Here is a 12039-nt window from a genome sequence, read left to right as displayed (position 1 = left end):
CACGATTGGTAATTAGAAATACACATACACTAATTTTACCTTATTTAGAATTATGTGGTACTTAATTTCTTTATGAGTTAAAAATACTAAAAGAAGAACAGGGCAGTGGATACTCAATTTATATTGTCGCAAGTCGATATTTAGGCTTGTTTAAATATCACTTGTTTTAGCTTTAAGGAATTCATCCTTAATCCTCTGCAGTAACGACTGATTTGTCAGAAGGCGATAACCTGTATTGGCCAAGGCTTTTGCACCAGTAATGACGGCTTGGTCTCCAAGTTCTGATATAGCACACTCTCTAAATTCTTTTGTGTGGGCGATTAGATCATTCGGACCAATTTTGATATAAGGATGCGCTGTCGGAACAACATGGCTTACATTTCCTGCATCTGTTGAACCGGATGCATTCCGCGTACCCTGTACAACCTCCTCACCTAGAGCTGCCAGTTCTTCTCGAAGTACCTCATCAAGAGCCGTGTTCAGAACGAAATCATGAACTTCATTTTGAAATCTTTCTATTTTTACATCGGCTCCGGTTGCCAACGCCGCACCTTTGGCAATCTGAATAATCCTTTCCGATATTTCCTCACAACTTTTCCAAGTTGAAGCTCTAATATAGAATCTTGCAGAGGCATAATCAGGAATGATATTAGGTGCATCTCCTCCATTTGGAATAATGCCATGAACCCTTATATCTGTCGGCAGCTGCTGTCTCAATGCGCCAATCCCATTAAATAACTGGATGACCGCATCAAGTGCATTAATCCCTTCCTCTGGTGCTGCCGCAGCATGCGCCGGTTTCCCATAAAAATGAAAGTCAAGGGGATTAACAGCCAAGAAAGGCTGAGTTGTTCTCGTTTGACCAGAAGGATGAATGATAATAGCTGCATCCACACCGTCAAACAATTGATGCTTTACATAACTGCCCTTCGCACTTCCATTTTGACCCCCTTCTTCTGCCGGGGTACCGTAAACAAGTACCGTTCCCCCTATTTCCTCGAGTACTAAACCAAGCGAAATTCCAGCCGCTACGCTGGTGATGCCAATGATATTATGGCCGCATGCATGGCCAAGGCCAAGAAGCGCATCATACTCGGCAAGAAAAGCTATCGTAGGCCCCGGCTTTGAGGATGATTTCCTCGCTAAAAATCCAGTTTTATGGCCAGCAATATCATTTGTTACCTCAAAGCCAGCATCGATTAATACCTTGGTCAGTGTTTCAGATGCAAAGAATTCTTCATTCCCTATTTCTGGATTTTCATGAATTTGGTGGCTTATATTTATATATTTGTTTTTCTGCTGATCTATATATTCATTGATAATATCTTTATGAAAAATGCGACCTTCGTTTTTAATCATTGCTCTGCCTCCAATCTCTCTAATAATCTTATACCTATGTTAGTATCCGAAGTAATTCATTGATCGACTGCCGGGCTGGTCCAGGCATCCTGATAATTAACCAATTCTTCTATTGAAACAAAAGCCGGAATGGTATTTCCTTTAAATGTTTTAAGGATAAAATCCTCCACTTCCTCGGAATGATAGATGTCTGCCAGTTTTTTTAGCTCAGCGCGGTCTTTATCCCCTTTTTTTATAGCGATAATATTAATGTATGGTTTGGCCGTTGCACTTTCATGGAACAAGGCATCCTTTAATGTCAATCCTGCCTCAACCGCAAAGTTATTGTTTATAATAGATGCATCTACATCTTCAAGAAAACGCGGTGTATTCCCGGCAGCTACCAGTTCGAGTTTAATATTTTTTTGATTTGATTTAATTTTTTCCAAAGAGCCTATTCCATCAAAATTATCTGTTAGTGTAATGAAGCCAGCCTCCTGCAAAAGAAGTAGCGCCCGGCCAAGATTTGTACCTTCATTAGGGACAGCAATTTTAGCCCCATCAGGCAATTCCTTTAAATCCTTATGCTTATTTGAGTAGATTCCCATTGGTGCAATAACAGTAGAGCTTAGTGGCTCAAGATCTAATTTTCTTTCTTCCACTTGTTCTTCAAAGTAAGAAATGGTCTGGAATGCGTTAGCATCCACTTCGCCATCATTTAGAGCTGTATTCGGCAAAATATAATCACTGAACTTTACAAGCTCTATATTGAGCCCCTTCTCCTTAGCGAGTTCAGCAATATAATCCCATATTCTTGTGTCTCCGCTGCTTACTCCAACCTTAATGGTAGAGCTGCCCTCTTTTGCACTGCCTTTCGAATCGCTTCCACATGCTGCTGTTACGACAGTACATGCAATTATTAAAATAGTAAGAAAAAGTTTTTTCATTTTTTCCATCTCCTTCTTTATCGTCTTCTTATTTTTCTAGCCAGCGTATTACCTATGGATTGTAAAAGCTGTACAATGATTACCAGTGCCGCAACGGTTACAATCATGGTGTTAGTGTCAAACCTCTGATAACCATAGGTGAGGGCAAGATCTCCAACTCCTCCAGCTCCTACTGCCCCTGCCATTGCTGAGGCTCCAACCAGCCCAATAGTTGCTGTTGTAAAGGTTAAAACAAGAGAGCTAAGTCCCTCTGGTATTAAAAACCGAAAAATGATCTGCCATTCAGTAGCGCCCATTGACTGAGCTGCTTCAATAATTCCCTTATCAACTTCCAATAATGAATTTTCAACCAATCTGGCAATATAAGGACCTGCATAAAATACAAGCGGTACAATGGCGGCATTCGTTCCAATCGCCGATCCAACAACCAATCGTGTAAATGGAATCAAAGCCACCAATAAAATAATGAAGGGAACCGAGCGTAAAATATTAATGATTGGGTTCAATATATTAAACACCCACTTATTCTCCAGAATGTGACCCTTTCTCGTTATGACGAGTAAAATCCCTAAAGGCAATCCAATCACGGCCGCGAATAGTAAGGAGAAGAAAACCATATAGAGTGTGTCACTGAATCCAATCAGTAACTGTTCAAGTGTAATTTCCATTCCTAAAAACTGTTCATTCATGATAGCTTAACCTCCTGCAAGAGCACATCCTCACTCTCTATGTATTGGATCGCCTTCTTTATTTCTTCTGTTTCACCGATGACCTCAACGATTAAATTCCCAAAAGGGGTTTCCTGTATTTCAGAAATATTGGCAGAAAGAACACTTAAATGGACATCAAAACTTTTCGCCACTGTTGAAAGTAGATGCTTGCCAGACGAAGATCCCAAAAAATTAAGTTTCCAAACTGCTGGTTTATTCTCCTTTAAGGATTTCAAAAAGCTCTGCGGAATCTCGTCGTGAATGACTGTTCTAACAAACCGCTTGGCAACCTCAGTGGTTGGCTTGGAAAAAATATCAAGAACAGGACCCTGCTCAACAACCCTCCCATTTTCCATGACAGCGACCTTATTGCATATCTCTTTAATCACCGACATTTCATGTGTAATAAGCAAAATTGTTATATTGTATTCTCGGTTTATTTTTTTCAATAGCTCTAAAACATCCCTGGTCGTCTGCGGATCCAATGCCGATGTAGCTTCGTCACATAGCAGGATAGATGGATTCGTGGCCAGAGCTCTCGCAATTCCAACCCTCTGCTTCTGTCCCCCTGACAATTCATCCGGGTAACTTCGACCCTTAGCTGATAACCCCACGAACTCCAGTAATTCTCGAACTCTATTTTGAATCGTTTCTTTACGAACGCCGGATAGTATCAATGGAATCGCTACATTATCAAATACCGTCTTAGATTGAAGTAAATTGAAATGTTGAAAGATCATCCCGATTTTCTTTTTCTCTGCCCTTAATTCCTTTGCTTTGAGACTGGCAAACGATTTACCATTCACAAGGACCTCCCCCTCAGTAGGCCGTTCAAGCATATTAACTAAACGCAAAAGTGTACTTTTCCCGGCCCCGCTGTATCCTACCACTCCAAAAATATCCCCTTTTTCAACCGTTAAATGAACGCCTCTCAGAGCATCTACGCTTTGACCATTTGCTTGATATGACTTTTTTATGTTTCGAAACTCAATCATGTTCTCTCCTCCAGGCCTAAAAAATTCGAAATGCAAAAAGCCCCTTCTGTCATTAGACAGAAGAGGCTTTGTATGAACATATACATAAAAAGACAAGTAGAAATATGTTCGCTTAAAGCTTCCTCTTATCTCTCAAACAGATGTTTGTTGGAATTAGCACAGTATTTTTACCATAGTAAAAATCCGCTGCCGAAGTATCACAGGGCCAAATCCCTCCACTTCTCTCGATAAGAATCGCTTGCTATTCAATTAAATTTGATGTTTCCAACTATATCCTATCTTGTTTAGCAATGTCAATAATAATTTATAATATTTAAAATATTTTTGATTTATAATAAAGAATATCCTAAATCAAGTTACAGCAACTAAAATTCATGAATATTTCCAATTTATGAATCATTTTGGTCAGTTATTCGTATAGGATATTAAGGTAAATTATAGAAAAAATAAGGAGGGGTACTTTGTGGGAAATATCTTCATCTATTCCATTATCATTGGGATTATATCGGCACTTATTCTTGTGCCATTCAAAAATAATGAAAAATTACGTATCCATATGAAGGGGAAAACAAAACTGCTTGTTTTTGTCAGCTTAGCTGCATTAATCACGATTGGAGCATTTTTATTTTATTACTTCACCCTATTGGATCAAACTATCTCTTCTCTTTGGATTTTTGTCATCATACTAACCTTGCTGGGTTCAATGCTTGCTACGGGTATGGAGAGAACCATTAAGGGTATTTTATTTGCAGGTAGTTTGCTTGTCGGTCTCTATTTTTTAACGGCATTTCTGTTCAATGCCGATGAAAAGTATACTATAGCTAAAATGGACATCAAAGAAGAAATTCAAACATTTGATGAAAATAAAAAGCCGGCCAGCGTGCCTCCTCAATACGCGCGCAATAAAATGAAAAAAGCATTTGGCCAGGTACCAAATACGAGCTACTACGAATTAGGGAATTTACAAATCCAAAAAGTAGATGGTGAGTATGTTTATATTGCTCCAGTCGAATTTTCAGGATTCTTCAAATGGCTGAAAGGGAAAGAAACTCCTGGTTACTTTATATTGAGTGCTACAGATTCATCAGCCAACCCAAAATTTGTTGATGCAGAAATGATCTACACTCCTTCTGCATTCTTCAATAAAGAAACAGAGCGCCGTATTCGTCTACAGTATCCATCCTACATATTCTATGGGGATTCACAGCTTGAAGTAGATGATAATGGCACGCCATTTTATATTCGCTCTTATGGTGATTTTGTCTCTGCCAGAAATGGCTTTAAGGTAAAAGGTGTTGTGGTGATGGATGCCAAAACTGGGAAGTCCAACTCTTATTCCCTTTCTGAAGCGCCCGAATTTATTGATGGTGCCGTTGCACCAGAAGTTGTCAGTACACAAAACAGCTACTTCGGAAATTATATTCATGGCTATTGGAACAGCCTATTTGGAAAATCAGATGTTAAACTGCCTTCTGATGAGGGTACCGAAGCGAATGTAAGTCCGATCTTTGATGAAAATGGAGATATGTATTATTTCACTGATTTCACGAGTCCTAAAGAAGGCGTCGATTCTATGCTCGGCTATGCGCTCACAAATTCCAGGACAGGTAAAGCTGTCTATTATACAGGTAATATGGAGGAATCCTACATGGATTCACAGGGTGCCCTGCAAATTATCGAGAAGAAGTTTATAGAAAAGAAATGGGAAGGAGAAATGCCCATCATCTATAATTTTTACGGTGAAGCCAGTTGGTTAACAGGAGTCCTGGATTCAAATGGATTCCTACAAAATTATTTCATTGTATCTGCTGCCAATCCTGAAATAACAGCATATGGGTCAACGCCAAATGAAGCCTTAAAGCTATACAAAACAGCACTTCAAAAAGGCGGCGGAACGGTTAACGGCACCTCCACAAGTGTTGAGAAGAAAATCGATGGGAAAGTTATCAGAGTCTATAAAGAAAAATCAGGTGAATATACCGTCGTTTCGTTCCTTCTGGATAATGGACAAAGCTACAATATGTCCTCTGAAAAGGATCCTTTGATCATATATCTGCAGGAAAACGATGAGGTATCTGTAACGTACCTGGATACCGGGGAAAACTTTTTACCTGTTAACGGTATTACAATTAAGAATTTACAATAATATATACTGAAGAAAATAGATCATCCTCACTCGAGGATTGATCTATTTTTTAACAACTGGACTAATTTTATTACCCATATTTAAATTATTGTTAAATATATAGTTAGAATCGTGTTGAATAGGGTAAATAAAATTAGTCATAAATACTCATAATAGGTAGTGTTTACATTATTAAGAGGAGGGCTTTGGAGTTAAATTCTATAGATCAATACCCATACTGGATGTAGTTCCAAAAGAATTAGAGCACAAATGGAAATATACTTTAGAATTCATTCTTCAGAACTAAAATTTGCTTAAGATACACTTACATGGTTAAAGCATTCTCAGCTGTTTTCCATACATAATCAGTATTAATATGTGAGTTAGATTATTTTCACATAACATTTAGGAAGTACTTTCCATTTACAAATCTCTATATATTTTATTAGATTAAATACGTATAATACTGCTCTTTTTTTATTTCTCCACCCTTTATTACATCTTTTTCTTCACAACAAATAAATGGAAATCTTATAGTAATCTAATATTATTTGGTAAGTATTGATTGCCAAAAAACCGTATCTTTATATATACTCATAGAGATACATACATTCTGTTATAAGATTAAAACATCCCTTTTAACCCGCCCCAATTGGATATAGAGGGTTTTTAAACGTTACTTATATGAAGGAGGTTCACAATGAAGAAATTTTCAAAATTCACATTCCTAATAGCAATGGCTATTGTCATGATTGCTTCATTTATATTCCCGGCTTTAAACACGAAAGCAGAAGGAAAAAAATATGAGATTGCAACAGATATTACATTTGCCCCATTTGAATTCCAGGAAACGAATGGCGAATTTGTAGGTATAGATATCGATTTACTCAATGCTATAGCTGAAAATCAAGGGTTTGAAGTAGAAATTAAGCCGCTTGGATTTAATGCAGCCGTACAAGCACTAGAGTCCAATCAAGTAGACGGCGTTATTGCCGGAATGAGTATAACAGATGAAAGACAACTGAAATTTGATTTCTCCGATCCCTATTTTGAATCTGGTGTCGTAATGGCGGTTGCCGAGGGAAATGAAGAGATTAAATCCTATGAAGATTTAAAAGGAAAAAAGGTAGCCATTAAAACAGGTACAGAAGGTGCCAGCTTTGCAGAAAGCATAAAAGATAAATATGGCTTTAAAACGGTAACCTTTGATGATTCCGCCAATATGTATGACGATGTTAAAACAGGTAACTCTGCAGCTGTTTTTGATGATTACCCAGTTCTGGCATATGGGATTACGCAAGGCAACGGATTAGAAATCGTTACTGAAAAAGAAAAAGGCGGCTCCTATGGATTTGCTGTCGCTAAAGGGCAAAATGCGGAATTGATTGAGCAGTTCAATACAGGTCTAGCCAATCTAAAAGAATCCGGTGAATATCAGGATATTATGGATAAGTACTTGAAGGCAGAAAAAAGCACCGATACTAATAACGGTTTCTTCGGCTTATTAGAATCAAGTATGCCAAGTCTGTTAAAAGGTCTTCAAATGACCCTGATATTGACTGTCGTATCTCTCGTTATAGCATGTATCCTAGGTATTATATTTGGTCTGATGCGTGTGTCCCATCTCAAAATCTTAAGGGCAATCGGCGTCATTTACGTAGATATCTTTAGAGGAACTCCACTGATTGTTCAAGCTTTCTTTATCTATTTCGGTATTCCAGCAGCACTTGACTTCCGTATATCTGCAGTTGCTGCCGGTATCATAACATTAAGCTTAAATGCTGGTGCATATATGGCTGAAATTGTACGCGGTGGTATCGAATCCGTTGATAAGGGACAAATGGAAGCTGCCCGAAGCCTTGGTCTTCCATATAAAAAGGCAATGGCAAAGGTTATCCTTCCACAGGCAATCCGTCTGATGATTCCATCTATCATTAACCAATTTATCATTACATTAAAAGATACCTCTATCCTATCCATCATTGGTATTAATGAATTGACTCAAAGCGGAAAAATCATTATTGCCAGAAACCTTGAGTCCTTCCAAATGTGGCTGATTGTAGGGTTTATATACTTTATCATTATTATGATTTTAACTAAGGTATCAAACCGTATGGAAAGGAAGATCCAAAATGGGAAAGCTTAAAGTAAAAGGATTAAAAAAATCATACGGGAAGCTGGAAGTACTAAAGGATATCAGTCTTGAGGTTAAAGAAGGCGAAGTTGTCTGCTTAATCGGCCCTTCTGGATCCGGTAAAAGTACACTTCTGCGCTGCCTCAATTTACTTGAAGAAGTAAATGAAGGTGACGTAACAGTTGATGATAAACATTTAACTGATAAAAACACAGACATTAATAAAGTTAGGGAAAATATCGGAATGGTATTCCAGCATTTCAATCTCTTCCCGCATATGACAGTACTAGATAATATTACTTTGGCTCCTGTTGAGCTGAATAAAGCTACAAAAGAAGAAGCAAAAAAAATCGGCTTAAAGCTATTGGCTCGTGTGGGTCTTGAAGATAAGGCCAATGCCATGCCAGCTCAACTGTCCGGCGGACAAAAACAACGTGTGGCGATTGCACGAGCTCTTGCCATGAACCCTGACATTATGTTGTTTGATGAGCCTACGAGTGCACTTGATCCCGAAATGGTCGGTGAGGTTCTGAATGTTATTAAACAGCTTGCACAAGAGGGTATGACCATGGTAATTGTGACTCATGAAATGGGCTTTGCCCGTGAAGTAGCTGATCAGGTCATCTTTATGGATGGCGGTTATGTTGTGGAAAGAGGAACACCTGAAGAAATCTTCTCCAATCCGCAAAATGAACGAACTAAGGATTTTCTTGATAAAGTTTTATAAGGATAAGTTAGGGCACAGTGCTTAAGCACTGTGCCCTTTAGTATTTCTATTTTGATAACCTCCTTCTTGCTGATGTAATGACTATCCATATATGCAGTTACTAAAAGGCCTGATATATATGAATCCTGCCTTTACTCTGATATAAACTTCTATTTCCTGGTTACATGCAACCCTTCATGCAAACACTCCAATATTTTCATAAAAACCTTTATTACGCGCAAAATAAGCTTTAGTATTAATCCAGTTCCCTTACTTTCTGAATTTTCCAGTTTCGAACCGTTCTCTCCAAATGATATTATTATTTTAGTATAATAAATAAAAGTAAAAGCTATAAAATAGGAGTGTTAAAATGGATTCAATTAGCTTTATTGAAATAATACAATTTGTTTTTTTAGGATTACTGCAAGGTCTTACTGAACCTATCCCTGTATCTTCAAGTGGCCACTTGGTCATCTTTCAGCATTTTTTCGGACTTAACATTCCGGGATTAAGCTTTGAGTTGTTTGTAAACTTTGCGTCCCTACTGGCCGTTATCTTTATTTATCGAGCAGATTTAATGAAGTTGATTAAAAATGGATTTTCCTATTTAACAGGTTCTGATAAATCTACCGCCACGAAAAAGGATTTTTATTTTATTCTTTACTTAATTGTTGCTACAATTCCAGCTGCATTTATCGGTCTTTTCTTTGAGGATCAAATCGCATCTATTTTTAAGGGTGTACGTGTCATTGGCTTTGCGCTGATTATCACAGGTATTGCTTTATGGCTTATCCGTAATTTAGAGGGCAGGAAAGCTGAGGGAGAACTAACATTTAAGGATGCCATTATTGTGGGATTATCACAGGCTGTTGCTTTAATACCTGGAATCAGCCGTTCCGGTGCAACGATCGTATCCTCTATGGCTATGGGAATGAACCGTGAAACTGCGTTGAAATTCTCGTTTTTTCTATATATCCCAATCAGTCTTGGCGGCATGGTATTTTCAGTATCCGATATGGTGAACGATCCTGATTTAGGAAGACTGCTGATTCCGTATGCATTGGCATTTATAGCTTCCCTCATCGCCTCCTATTTTTCACTGCGTTGGTTTATGGATATTATGAAAAAAGGGAAATTAGGTTATTTTTCTATTTACTGTTTTATCGTAGGAATCCTCGTTATTATCTTCGGTTAACTTATAAAAAGGAGAACAAGCATTGGTGCTTGTTCTCCTTTTTATATTTGCGAGTCGTTTTTATAGTACACTATATTTATATATACTATACATTTTGAGCTTTACATGACAAAACAACTAATACCCTAAAATAGTTCGAGCTACTTTACCACTATTCGTAATCCTAATAAATAAAGAACGGGTGATGGTTATGTTTAAAATTTTATTAATTGAAGATGACACCAGCCTTTTTAAAGAAATTAAAGAGAGGTTAACCCAATGGTCTTATGAAGTATATGGCGTTCAAGATTTCGGAGAGGTACTTAATGAATTTACGGATATTCAGCCTGACTTAGTCCTTATTGATATTCAGTTGCCTAAATTTGACGGTTTCCATTGGTGCCGGCTGATACGGACGCACTCCAATGTACCCATTTTATTTTTATCATCGAGAGACCACCCTACTGACATGGTGATGTCTATGCAACTTGGTGCTGATGATTTTATACAGAAGCCCTTTAACTTTGATGTTTTAGTTGCAAAGATTCAAGCCATTTTACGAAGAGTTTATAATTATAATGCTGATCAAACACAGCTGAAAATCTGGTGCGGAGCGACCATTAATTACGAAAAAAATACGGTTGAAAATGAACTTGGATCAATAGAGCTTTCAAGGAATGAAATTTACATTTTAAAGCAGTTAATCGATCATAAGAATAAGATTATCAGCAGAGATACTTTAATTCGCAGTTTATGGGATGATGAGCGGTTTGTCAGCGATAATACATTAACGGTCAATGTGAATCGGTTGCGAAAAAGGCTGGATGAACTTGGACTCGGACATTTTATAGAAACAAAAGTAGGTCAAGGTTACATGGCAAAAGAGACGGCTGATTCTTTATGATAAAGAGCTATTTAATTGAAAGACGAAGCTGGATTATCTTATTCCTATCAATTCATCTATTTATACTCTTTGTGGCTTATATTGACCAGTCTATCCCTTTTCAATCAATTGCTTATATCGTCTTTTTATCTGTAATTTTATTTACCATCTTCATTATCATACGCTATAAAACTGAAACGCAATTTTATAGAAGTTTAGATAAGCGGGAAACTGATTTAGACATCTCCACTTTGCCGGATGCAAGGAGCCCTATTGAACGAATTGTTCTAAATAGTATCCTGAATCAAACAGAGCAGCTGAAACATGCAACTGCACATAGCCAAACCTTAATTGAACAAGAAAAAGATGACTTACTCTCCTGGATTCACGAGGTTAAAACTCCGCTAACAGCCATGAATTTAATCATTGATCGCCTTGAGGATGAACGAACAAAATCTGAGCTAACCTATGAATGGATGAGAATTCAACATCTTCTTGATTCTCAACTTTTCCAAAAGCGACTTCAATTTATTGAAAACGACCTTTTAATAGAGAATTTAGATTTACGTAAAATTGTCTATAAAGAAATAAGAGAATTGCAGAGTTGGTGTATCCAGAAAAGAATCGGCTTTGACCTCCAGCTGGATATTACCGAGGTTGTAAGTGATGCCAAGTGGTTGAGCTTTATTATTAGACAGTTATTAACGAATGCAGTCAAATATAGTCATGACTCAGATATTATTATTTCAAGCCGCCCCCTGCCAAATGAACATATCATTTTAACCATACAGGATTTTGGCCGCGGCATTGATCAGAGGGATTTGCCGCGTATCTTTGATAAAGGCTACACTTCTGCTGTGGAACATACCGATAATGCTGCGACAGGTATGGGCTTATATCTAGCTAAAAAAGCAGCAAATCCTCTTATGATTGATATTGGAGTAGATTCAAAACTAGACGAAGGCACCCGATTTACGCTTACCTTTCCAAAGAAGAATGATTTTGTTGAGGTCATTAGCATGTGACA

The 12039-nt window shown here is 37.7% G+C and carries 10 protein-coding genes and 1 riboswitch; of the genes, 6 read left to right on the top strand and 4 right to left on the bottom strand.

Features of this window, described 5'->3' with window-relative positions; all coding sequences use genetic code 11:
- Positions 1-150: 150 nt before the first annotated feature.
- Genes FHY47_RS09685 through FHY47_RS09670 form a run of 4 tightly spaced genes read right to left on the bottom strand, consistent with a single transcriptional unit; the run spans position 151 to position 3990 of the window.
- Positions 151-1359 carry a M20 family metallopeptidase gene (locus FHY47_RS09685; RefSeq protein ID WP_148630350.1) on the bottom strand — a complete coding sequence of 403 codons (1209 nt, stop codon included), beginning with the start codon at positions 1357-1359 and terminating at the stop codon, positions 151-153.
- 56 nt (positions 1360-1415) lie between these two features.
- Positions 1416-2285 (bottom strand): MetQ/NlpA family ABC transporter substrate-binding protein, encoded by an 870-nt coding sequence (locus FHY47_RS09680; RefSeq protein WP_066109571.1) that lies wholly within the window; start codon positions 2283-2285, stop codon positions 1416-1418.
- A gap of 17 nt (positions 2286-2302) precedes the next feature.
- Positions 2303-2953 (bottom strand): methionine ABC transporter permease, encoded by a 651-nt coding sequence (locus FHY47_RS09675; RefSeq protein WP_066109774.1) that lies wholly within the window; start codon positions 2951-2953, stop codon positions 2303-2305.
- Between the two features lie 17 nt (positions 2954-2970).
- Positions 2971-3990 carry a methionine ABC transporter ATP-binding protein gene (locus FHY47_RS09670; protein WP_066109575.1) on the bottom strand — a complete coding sequence of 340 codons (1020 nt, stop codon included), beginning with the start codon at positions 3988-3990 and terminating at the stop codon, positions 2971-2973.
- Positions 3991-4112: 122 nt separating this feature from the next.
- A riboswitch (SAM riboswitch) is annotated at positions 4113-4224 on the bottom strand.
- Between the two features lie 229 nt (positions 4225-4453).
- Between FHY47_RS09670 and FHY47_RS09665 the strand changes: the two genes are divergently transcribed.
- The 6 genes from FHY47_RS09665 (at position 4454) to FHY47_RS09640 (ending at position 12037) form a co-directional block, all read left to right on the top strand.
- Complete coding sequence (locus tag FHY47_RS09665; protein ID WP_066109578.1) at positions 4454-6136, top strand: YrzE family protein; 1683 nt, start codon at positions 4454-4456, stop codon at positions 6134-6136.
- Between the two features lie 679 nt (positions 6137-6815).
- Positions 6816-8261, top strand: a complete 1446-nt coding sequence (locus FHY47_RS09660; RefSeq protein WP_066109582.1) for an amino acid ABC transporter substrate-binding protein/permease — start codon at positions 6816-6818, stop codon at positions 8259-8261.
- On the top strand, positions 8248-8976 hold the full coding sequence (locus FHY47_RS09655) for an amino acid ABC transporter ATP-binding protein (RefSeq protein ID WP_066109585.1): 729 nt from the start codon (positions 8248-8250) through the stop codon (positions 8974-8976). The genes FHY47_RS09660 and FHY47_RS09655 overlap by 14 nt, the downstream gene beginning before the upstream one ends.
- Positions 8977-9325: 349 nt before the next feature.
- Positions 9326-10150, top strand: a complete 825-nt coding sequence (locus tag FHY47_RS09650) for an undecaprenyl-diphosphate phosphatase (RefSeq protein ID WP_066109587.1) — start codon at positions 9326-9328, stop codon at positions 10148-10150.
- 190 nt (positions 10151-10340) lie between these two features.
- Positions 10341-11033: a response regulator transcription factor gene (locus FHY47_RS09645; RefSeq protein WP_066109590.1), complete on the top strand. Its 693-nt coding sequence runs from the start codon at positions 10341-10343 to the stop codon at positions 11031-11033.
- On the top strand, positions 11030-12037 hold the full coding sequence (locus tag FHY47_RS09640; protein WP_066109593.1) for a sensor histidine kinase: 1008 nt from the start codon (positions 11030-11032) through the stop codon (positions 12035-12037). Before FHY47_RS09645 ends, FHY47_RS09640 begins: the two co-directional genes overlap by 4 nt.
- The last annotated feature ends 2 nt before the right edge of the window (positions 12038-12039 follow it).

This window comes from Bacillus sp. E214 (assembly GCF_008087365.1).
GTDB lineage: Bacteria > Bacillota > Bacilli > Bacillales > Pradoshiaceae > Pradoshia.
Note: the sequence above shows the minus strand (reverse complement) of the source record. Positions and strands in the feature narration are given on the sequence as shown.